The following is a 20,322-nucleotide window of genomic DNA, read 5'->3' on the forward strand; positions in this document are numbered from 1 at the left end:
GTGGCCCCGGATGGGGGGGGTGCGTTGGCGGGGGCGGCGGTAAACGGCGCCCCGCTTTTTGGCGTTTGTTTTCCGCGGGCGCGCGTGACGGCGGTGAAAGAAAACCTGGCTTTTAGAATCAACCGCGGCACCGACGCACGCCCGGAAAATACTCAGGACACGATGTAAGCGGCTGCGGCCGTAGAAAAAAGCTTGCCATCGGCGCCCAGAAACTCCATGCGCGTGCTGGCTACCCGTGAGCCGAGCCGCAGCACTTCGGCCCGCAACTCGAAAAATTCGCTAATACCGGGGCGCAAATAATCCACCCGAAGATCAATCGTGCCGAGCTTGCCAAAACGGTGCAACCGCTGCAGGGGCGCTTCATCCATGTGGCGCGCACCAATGGCGGCCATCACGGCCAGCCCGCCCATCGCGTCAAGCCCGGCGCTGATGACGCCGCCGTGAATGCGGTTGTAGGCGTAATGGCCAACAAGTTCAGGCCGCATGTCGATCCGCGCCGTGACCCGATCGGCCTTGAGCGAGGTGATTTTCAGTCCTAACAACTGGTTAAAGACGATCTTTTCTTCAAAGAGGGCTTTTAGCCCCGTGACGAACTCTTCCTCGAATTCAGGAGCCGGAACGGGCGACGTGGGGTAAATGGCGGCATTTGTCATGGGTTTTATTGTCGGGCAACCGAGCCCAACAAACGCGCATTGCAAGCTGTTCAGCATTTTCCATAACGGTACCGGCGAAGGCGCAAAAAGAAAACGGCACCCGAAGATGCCGTTTTCTTGGTCAGGACGTCAATCGTCCTGCTGGCGTGATAAATAGATCAGGCCATTTTTTAGGTGCTTTCAGGCCGCTTTTTTACCGGCCGGCGACACCGCGCCAATTTTGGACTCGACCATCTGGACAGCCTGCTTGGCCGTTTTCTGTGCCGCTTCCACCGCGTTGTTGCTGGCTTCGATGGCGCTCTTGAAAACGGCGACAGCCGCTTCTGATCCGGCTGGAGCGTTCTTCAGGGAGTTTTCCAGAAATGAGGTCACGGCTTTTTGCGATTCCGCCGTTGTGGATTCCAGAGCTTTGGTGAACTCGGCGCCCGTGCCCGAAGCGATCTCATAGAGATGACGGCTATAGGAAGCTGATTTTTCGGCCAGTGGCTGAATCATGTTCGATTGCAGTGCAAACATTGCCTGCGCGTCTTTGGCACCGGCCAGTGCCTGCAGGTTGGCGAGCGATTCGGCCACCATTGACTTGGCAGCGGCCATGTTCAGCTCAACCAGCTTTTCGAAGCTGGAGAAGGCTTTTTCCGACAGGCCGGCAAAGGCTTCGACGCTGTCTTTTTGATTCACGAGAAATTGGTCGTTGGTGTAGTTCATGGGAAACTCCTTGGTGGGTTGAGAAAATGTTGCAGTGCAGCAATTAAACCATCGAGTGCAAACCATTGCAAGCATTTCCTTTCCTGGCGCCCGTCATTAGGGGCGTGACTCCAACCTCCACGAATCCGCTCAAAAGCTTCCAGCCTGAAAAATACTAGCAGGGTAAAACAGCCTTTTTCGGCCGTTGCGGTCTGGATGGCGTCAAAACCGTCGGGCGCAAAAGGCACTGAAAGCCGCCCTGAACCTGATACTTTTTAGTCGAGAACCAGCCTCAAACCGCAGCAATGCTTCCACTATTGCAAGCACTTGCAGAGCCACCACGGGCAAAGAGCAAAAAGGCCGCAGTGCTATCTGCCAGATAGCGGACGACATCGCCCCCACCCCACGCGCCATCGACAGGGTGAACGATGGGTCAAGCCTGCCGCGGGCCCAACGCATTCGCTTCGACATCTTTGCCCACTGATAGATCAGCTTGAGGTCGCGTTGCGGCAGATCGGCGGCTGGCAGATGGAGCCTGAAAATCCGCGCAGCTATCGATGAAACCGCGGTTGCAACCGGTATCAATTGCCAACGCTTCCTGACATTTTTTTGGGCCAGGCCCGACTACGCTGTGCACCAGCTCAAAAGGGCGCGTGCAGCCGGGGCGTTCACCATTAACGCTGGAGCCGGTCTTGCGAAAGGGAAAATCATGGCCAATGCAAAGCGTCCTTTATGGTTGACCCATGAATGGTTTGAGCTGCATCCGCGTCTGGCGGAAGCGGTCAGCAAGCACGCCCTGGGCCTGAGTATTGTGGCTTTCGTGCTGATCGTGGTCCTGCTGCTGACTTTGTTTGTGTGGGCCCAGATCTTGCCCGAGCAGAGGGCCGAAAGCGATGAGCTCAGCAGCCGCCGCAGCGTGGCCCAGGCGGAAATCCAGTACCCCGGTTCGCGCGGGTTGCCCGGGTTGCCCGGGTTGTGCGATCATTTCCAGGCGCAAAAAAAGTGACCGTCAGTGGCGATGGCCAGAGCAGTTTCGGGTCAGTGGACCAAGCCCTGATCGCCATTGAAAAGTTGCGCCAGTTTCCCGGTCGGCATGTCACTTCGGCGCTTGACCAGGTCAGCCGGTAAAGCGGGACCTCTCAAACTGGCGCCCTGAAGGGTCTGCGTCGATGGCCCACCATCAAACGCCAGCCCGCACCAATCAGCGCTGGCCCTCGGCGGGAAGAGTCACGGGCGGCGGTATAGTGATCCGATGAATTCAAGCCGCAACCATCACCGCTCCGATCTCGTCCGCATCGCCACTGCTTCCATGCGCGAGCGCGGGCTGGAACCCGAGTTCTCACCCCGTGTAATGGAGCAGCTGGCAACCATCACCGGTACCGGCCGCGAATCCGGAGCGCAGATCAGCAATCTCACCGGGCTGCTCTGGTGTTCCATCGACAACGATGATTCGCTGGATCTGGACCAACTGACCTTTTGTGAACTGCTGGCCGATGGCGCCGTCAAGCTGCGGGTCGCCATTGCCGACGTGGACGCACTGGTCGGCAAGGCAACACCGATTGACGACCATGCGCACCTGAACACGACCTCGGTCTACACGTCGGCACGCATTTTCCCGATGCTGCCCGAGCGCCTGTCCACCGACCTCACGTCGCTCAACGCGGGCGAAGACCGGCTGGCTCTCGTGACGGAGATGGTCTTCAGCGCCAACGCCACGCTGGTTAGCTCGAGCGTCTGCCGGGCCATGGTTCGCAACCGTGCCAAGCTGGCCTATGACGCGGCCGCAGCCTGGATCGAAGGCACGGGCGCGCTGCCTGCCGCTGCGGCTGCCGTGCCGGGCATGGAAGCGCAACTGCGCATGCAGGACAACCTTGCCCAGCAATTGCGCGCGCAGCGGCGTGAACAGGGCTCGCTCGAATTCGAAACATTCCAGCCCCGCGCTGTGTTTGAAGGCGAGAAGGTGATTGACATCAGGCAGCAGGCGCATAACCGCGCACGCCAGCTGATCGAGGAAGTCATGATTGCCACCAATGGCTGCACGGCGCGCTTTCTGGCCTTGCATGGCGGCGCGTCCCTGCGGCGCGTGGTGCGCTCGCCGGAGCGCTGGTTGCGCATCGTGGAGCTGGCCAGGCAATACGGTGTCGCGCTGCCCCCCGAACCCGATTCCCAGGCGCTGGCGGGCTTTCTGGCCAAACGCCACAAGGCGGACCCGCTCCGGTTTCCCGACCTGTCGCTGGTCATTGTCAAACTCATGGGCTCGGGAGAGTATGTGGTGGAGATGCCCGGCAGCGCGCCAATCGGCCACTTTGGCCTGGCAGTCAGAAATTACACGCACTCGACGGCCCCGAACCGGCGCTTCCCGGATTTGATTACTTCGCGCATCCTCAAGGCCGTGCTGACCGGCCAGCCCGCGCCCTATTCCAGCGCCGAGCTTGCCGATCTGGCGCTGCACTGCACCGGCCAGGAAGATGCCGCGCAAAAGGTCGAGCGGCAGATGCGAAAGTCCGAGGCGGCGTTACTGCTGGAGGCGCGTGTCGGCCAGCGCTTCGAGGGCATTGTGACCGGCAGCACCGCCGACGGCGTCTGGGTGCGAATCTTCTCTCCGCCGGCTGAAGGCAAACTGGTCAAGGGCATGGCCGGGCTCCAGGTCGGCGAAAAAGTCCGCGTCAAACTGGAGTCGACGAACGTCGAACGGGGATTCATTGACTTCGTGCGAGTCGAATGAGCTGGACAGCCCGATTCAGGCTGCGCCATGCTCCTTGACTCACTGACCCGCCAGGGACTCACCCTGCACGGCCTGGTGGCGATGACCGGTCTTGCGGTTTACGTCATCGCGTCGCGCGCCCGGCGGCAGCGCAGGCACCCCTCGGCAGCCATCGCCTGGGTTGTCTCGCTCGCATTGATGCCTTACCTGGCTTTGCCGCTTTACCTGCTGTTTGGCAACCGAAAGGCCCTGAGGGACCCGTTGGCACGCCCTCCGGTGGTGCCCTACAGCGGCCGCCAGTCCAACACGCCTGCGGCAAGGTTTCAGCACCTCGCCGCCGCCATGGGGCTTCCACGGGCATCGTCGTATCAACAGCTGTCAATTCATCAGGATGGGCACGATGCCCTGCAGGCGTTCAGGCGCGTGATGCTGGGTGCGACCTCCAGTCTGGACCTCTGCACTTTTCTCATCGGGCGAGACGCGCTGGGCAATGAGGTGCTGGAGATGCTGGCGCGGCGGGCACGGGAGGGCGTCAGGGTGCGGCTGCTGATCGACGGCATTGGCGCTTATTTGGGCGGCCATCCCGACCTCAAGCCGCTGGCTGCCGCGGGCGTGGAAGTGGCGCGCTTTGTTTCGCCGTTTCGCTCTGCCCTGCCCGGCCGCACCAATTTGCGCAATCACCGCAAAATGGTGATCGCTGATGGCCGGCATTTATGGGCGGGAGGGCGCAATCTGGCGGCAGAGTATTTTGTCGGTGATGCGGCCGGCGCCCCGCCGAAAGAGCCATGGATCGATTTGAGCTTTGATTTCAGCGGCGAGCTTGCCGTACAGGCGCAGCATCGGTTTGACCAGGACTGGGCCTTCGCGACGCAAGCGCAGGTAAACCCTGCGCCGCTCCCGAAAACGCTGGCTCCTGCCAGCGAGGCAGCGGGTGGGCAGTTGATTGCCAGCGGACCTGATCAGGCTGACGACACGTTGTATTCGCTGCTGATTGCCATTTGCTTTACCGCTCGAACCCGCATCCTGGCCGTCAGCCCGTATTTTGTGCCGGATGCCACGCTGCTGATGGCGCTGACGCTGGCCGCCCGGCGCGGCATTGCCGTGGATCTGCTCGTACCGCGCCGTTCAAACCATGCGCTGGCCGACATGGCACGCCCGGCGGCGCTGCGCGAGATGGCGGCGGCCGGTGCCCGCATCTGGCTGGTCGAAGGGATGATCCACGCGAAGGCGCTGGTCATCGATACCGAAGTGGTACTGGCGGGCTCGGCCAATCTCGACGAGCGCAGCCTGTTCCTGAACTACGAATTGATGGTTGCTTTTTACGAACCCGCCGACGTGCAACGTTTCGCGCAGTGGATAGAGCGGCAACGCGCCTTTGCATCGCCCTACCAGCCCCGCACCCCGGGCGTGGTGCGCGAGTTCGCCGAAGGCCTGATCCGCTGGCTGGCGTTCCAGCTTTGAATCGCAGCCGTGAACGCCTCCGGGCGGTACTGCTGTCTTTTTCCAGCTCTTCATGGCACCTCGGCCAGCACCGTGTTTGCTATTATTTTAATAGCATTAAATAACGATAAACGCTGGACATGAAGCATATTTCATTAAAAAAAGATGCCGGACAGCACGTCAGAAGGCTGAAAAATCGGGGCGGCGCTTTTCCATGAAAGCGCTAAATGCCTCACGCGCGGCGGGCTCCTGCAGCATGCGGCCAAAGCTGACGCCCTCTTCAGCCATTCGCTCGGCCACCATGCCGGCGTTACCCTTTTTCATCAGGCGCTTGGTTTCTATCAGCGCGCTGAGCGGTTTGGCGGCCAGCTTGAGCGCCTGCCTTTGCGCCAGCGCATTGACCTCGGCGGGTGGCACGATGCGGTTGATGAGTCCCATCTCCAGCGCCGTCTCGACCATGAAGGGCTCGCCCAGCAGCAGCGCTTCGGCAGCCCGCGGGTAACCCATCAGCTGCGCCACCAGAAAGCTAGATGCCGCTTCAGGACACAGGCCAAGATTGACAAAAGGCATGGAAAAAGCGGCATTGTCACCGGCGTAGACCAGGTCGCAGTGCAGCAGCATGGTGGTGCCAATGCCCACCGCCGGGCCGCAGACCGCCGCCACGATGGGCTTGGGAAAGCTGCTGATGCCGCGCAGAAAGCGGAAAACGGGTGAGTCCGGGGTGGACGGCGGCTTGTTCAGGAAGTCGCCAATGTCGTTGCCGGCCGAAAAAATGGTTTCGTGGCCCTGGATGACGACCGCGCGCACGGCAGCATCGTGATTGGCCGATTCCAGCGCGTCGGCCATGGCGCCATACATGACGGAGGTGATGGAGTTTTTCCGTTCCAGACGGTTCAGCGTCATGGTCATCACGCCGGCGTCAACATGGGTCAGGATTTCTGGAATGGTTGAAGTGCTCATGAGGAAGTTTCCGGTGTTGACGGTTTGGAAAGACTAAGTGTAGACCGGCGGTAAGTTCACTCTAGCGGTATCGGGATTTCCTGACGTGCGCCGCGAGGCCGCAGCTCGCCCGGGCGCCCGGTCAGACCCTTTCGAAGATGCCGGCCGCGCCTTGTCCCATGCCGACGCACATGGTTACCATGCCGTATTTCAGCTGATGGCGCTGCAGTGCGTGAATCACCGTCGCAGCGCGAATCGCCCCGGTCGCGCCCAACGGATGGCCCAGCGCAATCGCGCCGCCCATGCGGTTGACCTTGGTGGGGTCCAAACCCAGGCTATTGATGACCGCCAGCGACTGCGCGGCAAAGGCTTCGTTCAGTTCAAACCAGTCGATGTCGTTCTGCATCAATCCCGCATAACGCAGCGCTGCGGGAATGGCCTCAATCGGGCCTATGCCCATGACGGCGGGTGGCACACCCCTGGCGGCGTAACTGACGAAGCGCGCCAGCGGCTTGAGGCCGAATTCCCTGACCGCCTTTTCACTGGCCAGAATCAGCGCTCCGGCGCCGTCAGAAGTTTGCGAGCTGTTGCCCGCCGTCACCGAACCACGCGCGGCGAATGGTGTCTTGAGTTTGGCCAGCCCCTCCAGGGTGGTGTCGGGACGCGCGCCTTCATCAAGGCTTACGGTGCGGCTGGTGGCAATGACTTCGCCAGTTTCCAGGTTGGCCGTGCGGTCAGTCACTTCAACCGGCGTGATTTCAGCCGTGAACTCGCCCGCCTGCTGGGCCTTCAGCGCTTTCATGTGGGATTCGTAGGCAAACTGGTCCTGCGCCTCGCGTGAGACTTTCCATTGCTGCGCCACCTTCTCGGCCGTCAGACCCATGCCGTAGGCAATGCCGATGTTCTCGTCGTTGGCAAACATGACCGGCGAGAGCGAGGGCGAATTGCCCGACATCGGCACCATGCTCATGCTCTCGACGCCGGCGGCAATCATCACATCGGCCTCGCCAACGCGAATTCGGTCGGCAGCCATCTGGATGGCCGACAGGCCTGAGGCGCAAAAGCGATTGACGGTAATGCCGCCCACGCTGGTCGGCAGTCCGGCCAGCACTGCGCCGATGCGGGCGATATTCAGGCCCTGCGGGCCTTCGGGAATAGCGCAACCGCAGATGACGTCTTCAATCGCCTTCGGGTCCAGCGCCGGCACTTGGGCCAGCGCGGCCCGCAGGGCAGTGACCAGCAGCTCGTCGGGCCGCGTGTTGCGGAAAAAGCCCCGGTGCGAGCGTCCGATGGGCGTGCGCGTAGCGGCAACGATGTAGGCTTCCTGAACTTGTTTGGCCATGATGGCTTCCTTTGATTTTTTGGCGCTTGGGCGCTTTAACTGTTACGCGGGCCGGAGGGTATCCAGGCCCAGACAAATTCACACTCGACCGGGTTCACCCCGTTTTCGTCGGTCACGATGACGGGCACATTGACCTCACCCCGGTCGCTGGCCTGCATCAAGGCGCGCTGCTCCGCGCTGAGCGTGGCTACCGCGCGCATCGAACCCGTGGCGCGTTTTTTGAACGCCATCTTCAGCTCCTTGGCCAGCGGGATACAGTCGTCACGCGCGTTCATGCCAACCACCATGCCGGTGGCGGTTTCCGCCAGCAAATTCATGGCCGAGGCGTGAATGCCGCCAATGTGGTTCTGCACCTTCTTTTCATTTTTGATGCCGATCTCGACGCGCTCACGCCCCATCTGCAGAAAGTCCAGCCCCGCGGTGCCGGTAAAAGGCACGGCGCGGCGCAACACCACACTGCGAAACCAGGGTCGCGCAAAGGCGGGCACTTCGGAAAGCCTCTCAAGCTGGCGCTCCAGCCGGTTCGGTGGCGTGATCGGAGAATCAGTCATGTCTATACGCCATCGAATGACAGCAAGGAACCGGCTCCGCCGGGCCGCAGCTGACGCTCCCTGCAAGGCGGGAAAGCGCTGCACGCAATGCGCGCCCGACGGGGATATTCATCAGTTCCTCACCGGTTTGCCGGTGCTCATCATGCCCATGATGCGTTCCTGCGTCTTGGGGTGTTCCAGCAGCGAACAGAAAGCCTTGCGCTCCAGCGTCATCAGGTATTCCTCGGTCACCAGCGTGCCGGCATCCACATCACCGCCGCAAACCACATTGGCAATCAGGCTGGCGATGTGAAAGTCATGCGCGCTGATGAAGCCGCCGTCACGCATGTTGACCAGCTGGCCCTTGATGGTCGCAATGCCGCTGCGGCCCGCCACAGGAAAGAGGCGCTTGTGGGGCGCCCGGTAGCCTGAATTGAACAGCGCGCGGGCTTCATTCAGCGCCACAAACAGCAGCTCGTCCCTGTTCGGCACGATGACGTCACTATCAAGCAGGTAGCCCAGCTTCCGGCTTTCCGGCGCGCTGGTGCCGACGGTCGCCATGGCGGCGGCGCTAAACCCCTCTGTCAGGAAAGGCAGGATGTCCTTGCCGGTCGATTTGGCGGCATTTTCAGCGGCGCGGCGCGCAATGTAGGCAAGCCCGCCGGCACCCGGCACCAGGCCGACGCCTACTTCCACCAGGCCGATGTAGCTTTCCATCGCCACCACCCGTTTGGCCGAATACACCGCCATTTCGCAGCCACCGCCGAGCGCCAGGCCGCGAATCGCCGATACCACGGGCACGGCGGCATAACGCAACCTGAGCATGGTGTTCTGCAACTCGGCCTCGGCGCCTTCAATCGCCCTGGCGCCGCCCATCATGAAAGCTGGCAGCATGGCCTGCAGATCGGCCCCGGCCGAGAACATTGCGTCGTTCGACCAGATCACCAGGCCCTTGTAGCTTTTCTCGGCCAGCTCAACGCCCATTGCCAGACCTTCGGCCACATCGGGGCTGATGGCGTGCATCTTCGTCTTGATGCTGGCGATCAACACGTCACCCACTTCGCCGTTGTGGCCGTCCAGCGTCCAGAGACGAATTGCGTCGTCTTCGTGCACCGTCGTGCCGGCCGTCTCGAAGGCGGGCGCGCTGGAGCCGAGAACGTCTTCGGGGAAATGCTGGCGTTCATAGACGGGCAGCTTGCGTCGCGGAATGAACTTCTTGGCTGAAGCGCTCCAAGATCCTTCGGGCGTATGCACACCACCGGCCGCGACCACGGAAGCGGTAAAAACCCAGTCAGGCAGGGGCGCTTTGGTGAGCGCCCGGCCGGCGTCAATGTCTTCCTTGATCCAGTTGGCCACCTGAAGCCAGCCCGCTTCCTGCCACAGCTCGAACGGACCCTGTTTCGCGCCAAAACCCCAGCGCATCGCAAAGTCGATGTCGCGCGCGGTTTCAGCAATCGCCTCCAGATGCACAGCGGCATAGTGGAACTGGTCGCGCAAGATGGCCCAGAGAAAGCGCGGTTCAGCGCCTTCGGCTTCACGCAGCAGCCTGAGGCGTTCGCCGGCCGGCTTTTTCAGCATGCGGCCGACGACTTCATTAGCCTTGGCGCCAGCGGCAACGTATTCCATGCTTTCGGGGTCCAGGCGCAGGATGTCGCGGCCCACTTTTTTGTAGAAACCGGCACCGGTTTTCTGCCCCAGGCTTTTGGTTTCTAGCAACCTTGCCAGCACCGGCGGCGTGCCATAGATGGCTGAAAACGGATCTTCCACTTTTCCGCTGCCTGAACTGCCAACCGGGCCGAGGTTGTCCTGCAGCGTCTGGATGACATGCGCCATGGTGTCCAGACCGACCACGTCGGCGGTGCGGAAGGTGCCCGAACTCGCGCGGCCCAGCTTCTTTCCGGTCAGGTCGTCGACCACGTCATAGCTCAGGCCAAAGGTTTCGGCCTCCTTGATGGTCGCCAGCATGCTGGCGATGCCGACGCGGTTGGCGATGAAATTGGGCGTGTCGTGGGCACGGATCACGCCCTTGCCCAGCGCCGTCGTCACGAAAGCTTCCAGCTCGTCGAGCACCCTGGGTTCAGTCGTCGGCGTGTTGATCAGCTCGACCAGCGTCATGTAGCGTGGCGGGTTGAAAAAATGGATGCCGCAAAAACGCGGCTTGATACTCTCCGGCAGTGCCTGGCTCAGCGTGGTGATCGACAGGCCGGAGGTGTTGCTGGCGACGATGGCGCCTTCGGCCACGAAAGGCGCAATCTTGTGGTAAAGCTCGGTCTTCCAGTCCATGCGCTCGGCAATCGCCTCGATGATGAGATCGCATTCCAGCAGTTGCGCCAGGTGCTCTTCGTAATTGGCCTGCTGGATCAGCGCGGCATCTTCGGCCACGCCCAGCGGTGCGGGCTTGAGTTTTTTCAGTCCCTCAATGGCGCGGCTGACGATGCCGTTTTTCAGGCCGTCTTTGGCCGGCAAATCAAACAGCACCACCGGCACCTTGCAATTGACCAGATGGGCGGCGATTTGCGCACCCATCACGCCGGCACCGAGCACAGCGACTTTCTTCACTTGAAAACGGGACATCTTGTTTCCTTCCTTATCGATTGCTTGATTTGTTTCGTGACGCTGCTTGCGACTTGATGAACCAGTTCCCGAGCAAGGATGCCGTGGAACCGGCTATGCCGGGCCACCAGCGTCGCCCCTGCAAGGGGGGATGCGGCTACACGCAGTGAGCCGCAGGCGGGGTGAGTCAATTTATTCGAACCCAGGTCTGGGTCCGTCCAAAAGGCCCGAAAGAGCCCCTGACCTCCAGCTTTTTGCCGTCTTCGATGGGCGTCATCCTGAGCGTGTAGCTGCGGCCGTTTTCCGGGTCCAGAATCTTGCCGCCTTCCCAGACCTCGCGGTCCTCGACTTTTTTGGCGCCGCGAATGATTTCCAGGCCCAGAATGAGCTTGCCCTTGCGCTCGTCGCTGCACTCGATACACACATCCTCGGCCCTGGCATTCTTTAGTAGCCGCTTTTCAATTTTTCCGCTCAGCACGCCCGCCACATCCGTGATGCGAACCTCGGCCTTGGACTCGCCTGTTTTGTCATCGTAGTTGCGCCACAGGCCTACCGGGCTCGCCTGGGCCAGCGCGGAAAAAGCGATTGCTCCTGAAAAAATAGCTATCAGCAACCGTTTCATATGGACTCCAGCGGTAAAAGATTAAATATCTGGCGGTAGCCGGGCCGTCGCAGCTTGCACCTGCCCGGCCTGCGTGTTCAAGCCAGCGCAGCGTCAGTGTCCATCAGCGCCTTGCTGCCGCTGCGTGCGGTGCGCATGAGGGTTGCGGTTTCCGGGAACAGCTTGGCAAAATAAAAGCGAGCGGTCTGCACCTTGGCCAGGTAGAACGGGTCGGCGTTGCCAGCGGCGATTTCACGCAGCGCAACTTGCGCCATGCGCGCCCAGAAGTAGCCAAACACCAGGTGGCCCGCCACCCGCAAATAGTCCACTGCGGCCGCACCCACCTCGTCAGGGTTCTGGAAACCCTTGAAGCCGAGTTCCGTGGTGAACTTGGTCATCTGGTCGGCCAGGTAGGCCAGCGGATTGATGAACTCGGCCATCTTTTCGTTCACGCCTTCTTCCAGCACCAGCGCACCAATCAGCTTGCCAAACTTTTTCAGGGTGGCGCCGTTGTTGCCCAGAATCTTGCGGCCCAGCAAATCGAGCGACTGGATGGTGTTGGTGCCTTCATAGATCATGTTGATGCGGTTATCGCGCACCAGCTGCTCCAAACCCCATTCCTTGATGTAGCCGTGGCCGCCGAACACCTGCATGCAGGCATTGGTGGCAATGTGGCCGTTATCGGTCAGGAAAGCCTTGACGATGGGCGTGAGCAGCGCGACGATTTCGCTGGAATCCTTGCGCACCTTTTCATCCGGGTGGTGAAGCTCTTTGTCCAGCAGCAGCGTGCAGTAGATGGCCAGCGCGCGGCCACCTTCGGCATAGGCCTTGGCGGTCAGCAGCATCTTGCGCACGTCGGGATGCACGATGATCGGATCTGCCGGCTTGTCCTTGGCCTTGACGCCTGACAGCGAGCGCATCTGGATGCGGTCCTTGGCATAGGCCAGCGCGTTCTGAAAGGCCACTTCGGTCAGGCCCAGCGACTGGTTTCCCACGCCCAGGCGAGCCGCATTCATCATCACGAACATCGCAGCCAGGCCTTTGTTTGGCGCGCCGACCATCGTTCCAACGGCCTCGTCCATCACTATTTGCGCCGTCGCGTTGCCGTGGATGCCCATCTTGTGCTCCAGGCCGCCGCAGTAAATGCCGTTGCGCGAGCCCAGCGAACCGTCGACATTCACATTGAACTTGGGCACGATAAAAAGGCTGATGCCCTTGCTGCCCTGCGGCGCATCGGGCAGACGGGCCAGCACCAGATGCAAGATGTTGGGGGTCATGTCGTGCTCGCCGGCGCTGATGAAAATCTTGTTGCCGGTGAGCTTGAAAGTACCGTCGGCCTGTGGCTCGGCCTTGGTGCGCAGCAGGCCCAGGTCGGTGCCGCAATGCGCTTCGGTCAGGCACATGGTGCCGGTCCATTCGCCGCTGACCAGTTTGGGCAGGTACAGCTTTTTCTGCGCGTCAGTGCCGTGGGCATGCAGCGCCTCATACGCGCCATGCGACAGGCCGGGGTACATGGTCCAGGCCTGGTTGGCCGAGTTCATCATCTCGTAGAAGCACTGATTCACGACAAAAGGCAGGCCCTGGCCGCCGTATTCGGGATCGCAGCTCAGCGCGGCCCAGCCACCTTCGACGTACTGTGCATAAGCCTCCTTGAAACCTTTGGGAGGCGTGACTTCATGCGTGGTCTTGTCGAGCGTGCAGCCCTGCTCGTCGCCACTGATATTGAGTGGAAAGGTCACATCGACCGCGAACTTGCCGCCTTCTTCCAGCACTGCATTGATGGTGTCGGCATCAATGTCGGCATGCCGCGGCAGGACCTTCAGCTCGTCGGTGACCTTGAGCACTTCGTGCATGACGAATTGCATGTCGCGCAGGGGCGGGTTGTACTGGGGCATGGTGGTCCTTTGACGTTAAGACGATTTGGAAGGAAATGATTTCACCGAAGCAGGCTTTGGCAAAAGGGAAACGGAGGAAGTATTTGCGGAAACGGCCCGTGCAGCCGAGTCAGTGCAGCCGTAGCGCGCGAGGATATTGGAAAAACCGGTCTCTGCCCGGTCTGTTGATCCGGGTGTCTTCAAAAACCTGGCCTCGTAGTGCAGCGCCAGAATAAGACCGTGGATCTCGAAGGCCATCTGATGCGCATCGGCTTCAGGATAAAGATGACCCGCATCCCTGGCCTGCACCACGGCACGAAACATGGCGGCCAGCCAGGTTCGCACCGAATCGGCCAGCGCATCGCGCACCGGCCCGGGGCGGTCGTCGAACTCAACTGCGCCGCTGATGTAAATACAACCCGAATCGATTTCAATCGAAGTGCGGTTCATCCAGTTGTGAAACATCGCGCGCAAGCGCGGCAGGCCCCGGGCCTGCTGCAGCACCGGAAAAAACACCTCTTCCTCGAACCTGGCGTGGTACTCACGAATCACCGAAATCTGCAGCTCCTCGCGTGAGCCAAAGTGGGCGAAGACGCCGGACTTACTCATGTGCATGAGCTCGGCCAGCGCACCAATGCTCAGGCCTTCAAGGCCGATCTGCGTGGCCAGACCCAAAGCGGCATCGACGATTGCGGCCTTGGTCTGCTGGCCCTTTTGCTGACTTTTGGGCAGCGCCACAGCTACGCGGGAAGCGAGAGCGGCTTTGAAGGGGAGTGCAGTGGCGGTCATAAGTGTTGCGTGAAAATAAAACGAACGATCGTTCTATTTTGCAGCAATTTGACAATCCTCAGGCCGTGCAGGGCACTTATTTCTTAGGGATCGGCTTCTAAGCGACTTACGGGTTTACCCTTGTTTTGGGTGGGCTCGACGGGCCGGCGCAATGCTCGGCTGTTCCTCGCCTGCCAATTCAGGCCAAGGCGCAAGCCGCACCATCTCTTCCCGCAGAATTTCCACCAGAGCGGCTGCGGCGGGTGACAAGCTCCGGTAGCGCCGGGTCACCAGTCCTATCGGGCGCGAGATGTCAGGTTCGACCAGCGGACGACGCACCACGCCGGGCTGGGGTGCTACTGCCGCTGCGAGTTCGGGCAGCGCAGCTACCCCCAGCCCGCTGGCGACCATGGCGGTGATAGTGGCGAGGTGCTCGACCTGGTAAGTGGGTGCAAAACGCAAACGGTGCTGCAGCAGTGCTGCATCGGCATACTGGCGCACGCTGGCGGGCAGCGGCATCGAAATGTGGGTCAGCCCGGCAACCTCAATCCAGCGCAGCGGACCACGTTCTCTGGTCAGCGCATGGCCGGGTGGGATCAGCAAGACAAAGCCGTCAGAGGCCAGTGGCGTGTAGTCAAGGTCTGCATAGGCAGGATTGGCCGCCGTCAGCGCAAAGTCAACCTGGCCGGCCCGCACCAAATCAAACGCCGGCCCCGAAAGGGTGTCAACAATCTGAAACTGAACACCGGGGTAAAGCGCGCTGTAGCGGGCACAGGCCGCAGGCACCACGGTGGCAGCCAGCGAAGGCAGCGCGGCGAGCGTGACCTTGCCGACCTGCAACTCGGCAACATTGCGGACCGCGCGCACTGACTCGTCAGTCTGAATACGCAGCATCAGCGCCTGGTCGGCAAACACCTGACCAGCCGCAGTGAGCTGCACACTTCGGGTAGTCCGGTCGAACAGCCGCACATCCAGCGCCGCCTCCAGCCGTGTGACGACGCCGGAAACCGCCGACTGCGAGAGGTTCACCTGTGCGGCGGTGCGGCGAAAGCTGAGAGTGCTAGCCAAGGCCAAAAAAACATCCAGCTCCCGTATTGACCAATTGATCTGCATAGCGAATCAGTTTATCCATAAATACGGCTGGACAGGGCAATTGGAGCCGCCTAGACTCTTTTCAACATTTACCTATGAAGGACCTCTTTTGACGCTGTTGCCCGCCCATCCGAAAAACATTCATGCAGTCGTTGTCGGCGGCGGAACCATGGGTGCCGATGTTGCCGTCGTGCTGGCGCGCGGCGGCTGCCGAGTCACCGTGATTGATCCAGACGAGCCCAAGCGCAGCCGGTTGCAGGCCCATGTGCGGCAAGCCCTCGCACCGCTCGGGCTGGAGCGGCGAGCAGACCGCGTGATGGCGCTGCCCCGACTGGACGCGCTAGCGTGGGCCGACGTCGCCTTGGTGGTGGAATGCATTCCGGAAAATCTGCCGATGAAGCAGCAGCTGTTCGCCGAACTGGTGAAGTACGCGCCTGCATCGACCGTCCTCGCCAGCAACAGCTCGAGCTTTCCGATCAGCGCAATTGCCCAGGGACTGGACACACGCGGGCGCATGCTGGGGCTGCACTTTTTCATGCCCGCCCACCTGGTGCCGCTGGTCGAGGTAGTGCGCGGCCCGGACACCGATCCGGCACAGGCCGACCGGCTGTGCGCCTTCATGCGTGGCTGCGGCAGCGTGCCGGTGCTGGTGCGCAAGGACAAGCCGGGTTTTCTCGCCAACCGCCTGCAGCATGCGCTGGCCCGCGAGGCTTTTGCCATGATCGACGAAGGCATCGCCACACCTGAAGATGTGGATGCGGCGGTGCGCTTCGGTTTCGGCTTTCGCTACCTCGCCGCCGGCCCGGTGCTGCAGCGCGACCATGCCGGGCTGGATGTGCATTGTGCAGCTGCCGCCACTATGTACCCGACGCTTTCCATTGCCACCGAGCCCGCACGCATCCTGAGCGCCCATGTCGCGGGGGGCCGATTGGGCATGAAGACCGGTGCCGGCTTTTACGACTGGCCCGAAGAACGCCGCCGGGCCGAACAGACCCGCTACAACCATCTGTTGCAGCAGGGTCTGGCTCTGCTGGCCAGCGAACTTCCTCCGATCGATACCGACGACAACACCGCGCCATGACTTGCACCCCCCTGATCCTGACCGTGGCCCCCAACGGCGCCTACAAACAGCTGGCAGACCATCCGGCCTTGCCGGTCACGGCGGCCACGCTGGCCGCCACCGCCCGCCAGTGTCTGGAAGCGGGTGCGGCGATGCTGCACCTGCACATCCGCGACAGCGCAGGTCGCCACAGCCTTGACGTGACGGGTTATCGCGAAGCGCTGGCAGCCGTCAAGGCCGTCGTGGGCGATGCCATGGTGCTGCAGGTCACCAGCGAGGCGGCCCGCGTTTATGAGGCGCAGGCGCAGATCGACATGGTGCGCAGCCTGCGGCCCGAGGCTGTCTCAGTCGGCTTGCGAGAGCTTGACCAGCCCGCCATCGGTGACGCCGGTCTGGCCGGATTCTTTGCCTGGCTGATGCGCGAGCGCGTGATGACGCAAATCATTTTGTACGACGTGAAAGACCTGCAGCGCTGGCAGCAGCTGCGAGCGCAAGGCGTGATTCCCGATGGCCGCTGGTCACTGCTGTTTGTGCTGGGGCGCTACAGCGCAGGGCAAACCTCCGAACCGCGCGACCTCGTTGCGTTTTTGCAGGCGCATACCGGCAGCGAACCCTGGACCGTGTGCGCTTTCGGCGCCACCGAACATGCCTGCATCATGGCGGCGGCAGCCCTCGGCGGCCATGCGCGCGTTGGGTTTGAAAACAACCTCTTTCTGCGCAACGGCGAGCCGGCACCCGACAACGCGGCACTGGTCAGACAAGCCGCTCAGGCGGCAGCCTGCCTGGGGCGTCCGCTGGCCACGGCAGAGCAAATCCGGCGGCAGTTTTTTGACGACCCGAACCAGCTGAATTGACGACAACAACGGAGACACCATGAAACGATCGAACTTCATCAAAAGCCTGCCGGCTATCGGACTGGGATTTGCATTGAGCGCACTGGGCGCACTCACCCCCGTAGCCGCGCTGGCGCAAGACGCTTACCCCAGCAAGCCGATCCGATTCATCGTTCCCTATCCGCCAGGTGGCCCCACCGACCTGATGGCGCGCATGTTGCAGGTGGAATTGCAGACCCGGCTCGGTGTGCCCATCGTGATAGAAAACAAGGGTGGCGCCGGTGGCAACCTGGGTAGTGCTGAAGTGGCAAAACAGGCGCCTGCCGACGGCTACACCCTGCTGCTGGCGGCGAGCGGCCCGATGGCCGTCAACACTTCGCTGTACCGCAGCATGAGCTTCAACCCGCTGACCGACCTGGCACCGGTGATCCAGATTTCGTCCTTTCCGCTGGTGCTGGAAGTCACGCCGAAGCTGGGCATCAAGAGCGTGAAGGAACTGGTGGCCGCGGCCAGAGCGCCGAAGTCGGAACTGAGCTTCGCTTCGGCCGGAAACGGCACACCGCAACACCTGGCAGGCGAACTTTTCAACAGCCAGCTGAACGTGAAAATGGCGCACATTCCCTACCGCGGCGCCGGCCCTGCGCTCAATGACATGCTGGGCGGCCAGGTCAACGTGATGTTTGACATTCTGGGCAGTTCACTGCCGTATCTGCAGACGGGCAAGCTGGTGCCGCTCGCGGTGACGTCAGCCCGGCGCAGTCCCTTGCTGCCCGATGTGCCGACCATGCTGGAGTCCGGCATTGCCGGCTACGAATTCACCGGCTGGCATGGCATTGCGGTGCGTGCCGGAACGCCGTCAGCGGTCATTGAGAAGCTCAACACGACGCTTAATGCCATTTTCAGCACCCCTGCGTTCCAGAAAAAATGGGAAGCGCTGGGCACGGCGGTGGTGGGCGGTACCCCGGCGCAATTCGGCTACCTGATCCGCAAGGAATCAGTCCGCCTTGGAAAACTGGTCAGGGACTCCGGCGTGACCGTGGACTGACGCGGCAGTGGCGCCAGCCCGGGCCTGGCGCCACGACTTCACAGCTTGAAGGGAAACACCACCTGCCGCTGCTCACCCAGGCCGTCAATGCCCAGCGCCATCTGATCGCCTTTTTTCAGAAACACCTGAGGCTTCATGCCCATTCCCACGCCGGGCGGCGTACCGGTGGTGATGACATCGCCGGCCTCCAGTGTCATGAACTGGCTGACATAGCTGATGATTTTCGCGACGCTGAAAATCATGGTCTTTGTGCTGCCGGTCTGCATCCGCTGGCCATTGACGTCCAGCCACATCGCCAGTTTTTGCGGATTTGGCACGTCATCCCGTGTTACCAGCCACGGGCCCAGCGGACCAAAAGTGTCACAACCCTTGCCCTTGTCCCAGGTGCCGCCACGCTCGATCTGGAACTCGCGCTCACTGACATCGTTGATCGTGCAATAACCGGCCACATGGTTGAGTGCCTCTTTTTGCGAAACATAGCGTGCGCGGGTCCCGATGATCACGCCGAGCTCGACTTCCCAGTCGGTCTTGACCGAGCCCTTTGGCAGCATGACCGGGTCGTTCGGTCCCTGGATGCAGCTTGTGGCCTTCATGAAGACGATGGGTTCGGGCGGAATCGGCAGACCCGATTCGGCGGCATGGTCGGCATAGTTGAGGCCGATGGCGATGAACTTGCGCGTGCCCGTAATCGGGCTGCCCAGGCGCGGCAAACCCCTGACCAGCGGCAGCTTGTCGGTTTTGAGTTTGCGCAGCCTGGCCAGCGCCGCATCACCGAGTTGCTCGGGGCCGATATCGGTAATGACGGCACTTAAATCACGCAATTTGCCATCGGCGTCAATCAGGCCGGGCTTTTCTTTTCCCGGTTTGCCGTAGCGAACAAGTTTCATGGAGCTTCCTTTTTTTCTTTCAACACATGGATCGAACAAAAACCGACACCACAGTTTCGCAGTTCACCAGTTTCTGCAGTTCAGTAAGTGGCGCGACCGCCTGACAGATCGAACACCGCGCCGGTGGAAAACGAGCATTCCTGCGTGCACAGCCAGGCGACCATGGCTGCGACCTCTTCGGGCTCGCCAAAGCGGCCCATCGGAATTTTAGAAAGCATGAACTCGATATGCGCCGGGCTCATCTGGTCAAAGATGGCGGTCTTGACCGCAGCAGGCGTCACGCAGTTGACGCGAATGCCGGTATCGGCCAGTTCCTTGCCGAGCGATTTGGTCAGAGCGATCACCGCTGCCTTGCTGGCGCTGTAGGCGCTGGCATTCGGGTTGCCCTCCTTGCCCGCCACCGAGGCAATGTTGACAATGCGCCCGTAATTGTTCTGCTGCATGACGGGAACCACTTCTCGGCAGCAATAAAATAGTCCGTTCAGATTGACCTGCATCACCTGCAGCCATTGTTCTGGCGGGTAGTCCCAGAGCTTCACGTTCGGGCCGGTGATGCCGGCGCAGTTGACCAGCACGTCAATCGCCCGATGGCGCATCACGGTCTGCCGAACGGCGCCAACCACGCTGGCGTGATCCCCCACATCGACGACGACCTGCTGTACCGCGTGGCCCAGTGGCTGCCGGGCCGTTGCCATGGCCGCCGCATCCCGATCCCACCAGGTGACTGTAGCGCCCGACGCCAGCAGGCGCTGTGTGATGGCCAAGCCGATACCGGCCGCGCCGCCGGTGATCACGGCATGACGGCCGGCAAAATCAAGCTGGTTCATATGGTGATTCCTCCATCAATGCTGTAGGCCTGCCCCGTCACAAAAGCCGCTTCGTCGCTCGCCAGAAACACCACCAGCGGTGCAATTTCGTGAGCCTGCGCGAGGCGGCCCAGAGGCTGGCGTGCGATGAAATTTTTACGCGCCCCGGCCGGATCAGCGGTGGCGTTGATGCGGTCCTGCAGCGAAGGCGTGTCTACCGTGCCAGGGCAGATGGCGTTGCAGCGGATTCCCTGCGCCACATAATCGGCCGCGACACTTTTGGTCAGCCCGAGAACCGCCGCCTTGGTGGTGCCGTAAACAAAACGGCTGGGCAGGCCCTTGATGCTGCTGCAAACGCTGGCCATGTTGATGATACTGGCGCCTTTTTTTTCCTGCATCCCGGGCAACACGGCCTGGATCATCCAGAACTGCGAGCGCACGTTGAGCCTGAACGCAAAGTCGAGTTCGTCATCGGTGGCCTCAAGCACGGTGCCCCCATGCACAAAGCCGG

The 20,322-nt window shown here is 61.5% G+C and carries 19 protein-coding genes; 6 read left to right on the plus strand and 13 right to left on the minus strand.

Translation table 11 applies throughout. The annotated features are described in order from the left end of the window. Positions 1 to 152: 152 nt before the first annotated feature. Both HHJ19_RS09165 and HHJ19_RS09170 read right to left on the minus strand, forming a co-directional pair. Positions 153 to 653, minus strand: coding sequence for a thioesterase family protein (locus tag HHJ19_RS09165; protein ID WP_296906218.1), 501 nt, complete (start codon positions 651 to 653; stop codon positions 153 to 155). 180 nt (positions 654 to 833) lie between these two features. Next, complete coding sequence (locus HHJ19_RS09170; protein ID WP_296906220.1) at positions 834 to 1,358, minus strand: phasin family protein; 525 nt, start codon at positions 1,356 to 1,358, stop codon at positions 834 to 836. A gap of 688 nt (positions 1,359 to 2,046) precedes the next feature. On the opposite strand from HHJ19_RS09170, the gene HHJ19_RS09175 reads away from it, so the two are divergent. From HHJ19_RS09175 to HHJ19_RS09185, 3 genes are all read left to right on the plus strand, one after another. Beyond that, the gene (locus HHJ19_RS09175) at positions 2,047 to 2,343 is read left to right on the plus strand and encodes a hypothetical protein (RefSeq protein ID WP_296906223.1); all 297 of its coding nucleotides are present in this window, start codon (positions 2,047 to 2,049) and stop codon (positions 2,341 to 2,343) included. Positions 2,344 to 2,589: 246 nt separating this feature from the next. Then, positions 2,590 to 4,062, plus strand: a complete 1,473-nt coding sequence (locus HHJ19_RS09180) for an RNB domain-containing ribonuclease (RefSeq protein ID WP_296906226.1) — start codon at positions 2,590 to 2,592, stop codon at positions 4,060 to 4,062. Between the two features lie 27 nt (positions 4,063 to 4,089). Beyond that, positions 4,090 to 5,502, plus strand: a complete 1,413-nt coding sequence (locus tag HHJ19_RS09185) for a phosphatidylserine/phosphatidylglycerophosphate/cardiolipin synthase family protein (protein WP_296906231.1) — start codon at positions 4,090 to 4,092, stop codon at positions 5,500 to 5,502. Positions 5,503 to 5,661: 159 nt separating this feature from the next. Here HHJ19_RS09185 and HHJ19_RS09190 read toward each other — a convergent pair whose 3' ends face one another. From HHJ19_RS09190 to HHJ19_RS09225, 8 genes are all read right to left on the minus strand, one after another. Beyond that, positions 5,662 to 6,441, minus strand: a complete 780-nt coding sequence (locus HHJ19_RS09190; RefSeq protein ID WP_296906234.1) for an enoyl-CoA hydratase — start codon at positions 6,439 to 6,441, stop codon at positions 5,662 to 5,664. Between the two features lie 121 nt (positions 6,442 to 6,562). Next, positions 6,563 to 7,762: an acetyl-CoA C-acyltransferase gene (locus HHJ19_RS09195; RefSeq protein WP_296906237.1), complete on the minus strand. Its 1,200-nt coding sequence runs from the start codon at positions 7,760 to 7,762 to the stop codon at positions 6,563 to 6,565. A gap of 35 nt (positions 7,763 to 7,797) precedes the next feature. After that, on the minus strand, positions 7,798 to 8,313 hold the full coding sequence (locus HHJ19_RS09200; RefSeq protein WP_296906240.1) for a DUF4442 domain-containing protein: 516 nt from the start codon (positions 8,311 to 8,313) through the stop codon (positions 7,798 to 7,800). Between the two features lie 111 nt (positions 8,314 to 8,424). Next, the gene (locus HHJ19_RS09205) at positions 8,425 to 10,866 is read right to left on the minus strand and encodes a 3-hydroxyacyl-CoA dehydrogenase/enoyl-CoA hydratase family protein (RefSeq protein WP_296906242.1); all 2,442 of its coding nucleotides are present in this window, start codon (positions 10,864 to 10,866) and stop codon (positions 8,425 to 8,427) included. Positions 10,867 to 11,032: 166 nt separating this feature from the next. Then, positions 11,033 to 11,467 (minus strand): DUF2147 domain-containing protein, encoded by a 435-nt coding sequence (locus tag HHJ19_RS09210; RefSeq protein ID WP_296906246.1) that lies wholly within the window; start codon positions 11,465 to 11,467, stop codon positions 11,033 to 11,035. 77 nt (positions 11,468 to 11,544) lie between these two features. Then, a complete protein-coding gene (locus tag HHJ19_RS09215; protein ID WP_296906249.1) occupies positions 11,545 to 13,341 on the minus strand; it encodes an acyl-CoA dehydrogenase C-terminal domain-containing protein in 1,797 nt (598 codons plus the stop codon). Positions 13,342 to 13,356: 15 nt separating this feature from the next. Then, positions 13,357 to 14,109: a TetR/AcrR family transcriptional regulator gene (locus HHJ19_RS09220; protein WP_296906255.1), complete on the minus strand. Its 753-nt coding sequence runs from the start codon at positions 14,107 to 14,109 to the stop codon at positions 13,357 to 13,359. A 114-nt stretch (positions 14,110 to 14,223) separates the two neighbouring features. Continuing rightward, positions 14,224 to 15,201 carry a LysR family transcriptional regulator gene (locus HHJ19_RS09225; RefSeq protein WP_296906258.1) on the minus strand — a complete coding sequence of 326 codons (978 nt, stop codon included), beginning with the start codon at positions 15,199 to 15,201 and terminating at the stop codon, positions 14,224 to 14,226. A 94-nt stretch (positions 15,202 to 15,295) separates the two neighbouring features. Here HHJ19_RS09225 and HHJ19_RS09230 point away from each other — a divergent pair, with 94 nt between their 5' ends. The 3 genes from HHJ19_RS09230 to HHJ19_RS09240 are packed head-to-tail and all read left to right on the plus strand — an operon-like array spanning position 15,296 to position 18,118. Next, complete coding sequence (locus tag HHJ19_RS09230) at positions 15,296 to 16,261, plus strand: 3-hydroxyacyl-CoA dehydrogenase NAD-binding domain-containing protein (RefSeq protein ID WP_296906275.1); 966 nt, start codon at positions 15,296 to 15,298, stop codon at positions 16,259 to 16,261. Continuing rightward, on the plus strand, positions 16,258 to 17,094 hold the full coding sequence (locus tag HHJ19_RS09235) for a 3-keto-5-aminohexanoate cleavage protein (protein ID WP_296906261.1): 837 nt from the start codon (positions 16,258 to 16,260) through the stop codon (positions 17,092 to 17,094). The genes HHJ19_RS09230 and HHJ19_RS09235 overlap by 4 nt, the downstream gene beginning before the upstream one ends. 19 nt (positions 17,095 to 17,113) lie before the next feature. After that, positions 17,114 to 18,118: a tripartite tricarboxylate transporter substrate binding protein gene (locus HHJ19_RS09240; protein WP_296906266.1), complete on the plus strand. Its 1,005-nt coding sequence runs from the start codon at positions 17,114 to 17,116 to the stop codon at positions 18,116 to 18,118. Positions 18,119 to 18,156: 38 nt separating this feature from the next. Here the strand turns inward: HHJ19_RS09240 and HHJ19_RS09245 are convergent, their stop codons facing one another. The 3 genes from HHJ19_RS09245 to HHJ19_RS09255 form a co-directional block, all read right to left on the minus strand. After that, positions 18,157 to 19,005, minus strand: coding sequence for a fumarylacetoacetate hydrolase family protein (locus HHJ19_RS09245; protein ID WP_296906268.1), 849 nt, complete (start codon positions 19,003 to 19,005; stop codon positions 18,157 to 18,159). Positions 19,006 to 19,085: 80 nt separating this feature from the next. Next, positions 19,086 to 19,832: an SDR family NAD(P)-dependent oxidoreductase gene (locus tag HHJ19_RS09250; RefSeq protein ID WP_296906271.1), complete on the minus strand. Its 747-nt coding sequence runs from the start codon at positions 19,830 to 19,832 to the stop codon at positions 19,086 to 19,088. After that, on the minus strand, positions 19,829 to 20,322 hold a 494-nt coding region (locus HHJ19_RS09255), incomplete at its 5' end, for an SDR family oxidoreductase (RefSeq protein ID WP_296906273.1). The genes HHJ19_RS09255 and HHJ19_RS09250, both read right to left, overlap by 4 nt.

The organism is Polaromonas sp., from assembly GCF_012927415.1.
Taxonomy (GTDB): domain Bacteria; phylum Pseudomonadota; class Gammaproteobacteria; order Burkholderiales; family Burkholderiaceae_C; genus Polaromonas.

What these genes read in the sequence shown, in the direction of transcription:
- HHJ19_RS09165 (WP_296906218.1), bottom strand. Translation starts at nt 653, where the DNA reads ATGACAAATGCCGCCATTTACCCCACGTCGCCCGTTCCGGCTCCTGAA.
- HHJ19_RS09170 (WP_296906220.1), bottom strand. Translation starts at nt 1,358, where the DNA reads ATGAACTACACCAACGACCAATTTCTCGTGAATCAAAAAGACAGCGTC.
- HHJ19_RS09175 (WP_296906223.1), top strand. Translation starts at nt 2,047, where the DNA reads ATGGCCAATGCAAAGCGTCCTTTATGGTTGACCCATGAATGGTTTGAG.
- HHJ19_RS09180 (WP_296906226.1), top strand. Translation starts at nt 2,590, where the DNA reads ATGAATTCAAGCCGCAACCATCACCGCTCCGATCTCGTCCGCATCGCC.
- HHJ19_RS09185 (WP_296906231.1), top strand. Translation starts at nt 4,090, where the DNA reads ATGCTCCTTGACTCACTGACCCGCCAGGGACTCACCCTGCACGGCCTG.
- HHJ19_RS09190 (WP_296906234.1), bottom strand. Translation starts at nt 6,441, where the DNA reads ATGAGCACTTCAACCATTCCAGAAATCCTGACCCATGTTGACGCCGGC.
- HHJ19_RS09195 (WP_296906237.1), bottom strand. Translation starts at nt 7,762, where the DNA reads ATGGCCAAACAAGTTCAGGAAGCCTACATCGTTGCCGCTACGCGCACG.
- HHJ19_RS09200 (WP_296906240.1), bottom strand. Translation starts at nt 8,313, where the DNA reads ATGACTGATTCTCCGATCACGCCACCGAACCGGCTGGAGCGCCAGCTT.
- HHJ19_RS09205 (WP_296906242.1), bottom strand. Translation starts at nt 10,866, where the DNA reads ATGTCCCGTTTTCAAGTGAAGAAAGTCGCTGTGCTCGGTGCCGGCGTG.
- HHJ19_RS09210 (WP_296906246.1), bottom strand. Translation starts at nt 11,467, where the DNA reads ATGAAACGGTTGCTGATAGCTATTTTTTCAGGAGCAATCGCTTTTTCC.
- HHJ19_RS09215 (WP_296906249.1), bottom strand. Translation starts at nt 13,341, where the DNA reads ATGCCCCAGTACAACCCGCCCCTGCGCGACATGCAATTCGTCATGCAC.
- HHJ19_RS09220 (WP_296906255.1), bottom strand. Translation starts at nt 14,109, where the DNA reads ATGACCGCCACTGCACTCCCCTTCAAAGCCGCTCTCGCTTCCCGCGTA.
- HHJ19_RS09225 (WP_296906258.1), bottom strand. Translation starts at nt 15,201, where the DNA reads ATGCAGATCAATTGGTCAATACGGGAGCTGGATGTTTTTTTGGCCTTG.
- HHJ19_RS09235 (WP_296906261.1), top strand. Translation starts at nt 16,258, where the DNA reads ATGACTTGCACCCCCCTGATCCTGACCGTGGCCCCCAACGGCGCCTAC.
- HHJ19_RS09240 (WP_296906266.1), top strand. Translation starts at nt 17,114, where the DNA reads ATGAAACGATCGAACTTCATCAAAAGCCTGCCGGCTATCGGACTGGGA.
- HHJ19_RS09245 (WP_296906268.1), bottom strand. Translation starts at nt 19,005, where the DNA reads ATGAAACTTGTTCGCTACGGCAAACCGGGAAAAGAAAAGCCCGGCCTG.
- HHJ19_RS09250 (WP_296906271.1), bottom strand. Translation starts at nt 19,832, where the DNA reads ATGAACCAGCTTGATTTTGCCGGCCGTCATGCCGTGATCACCGGCGGC.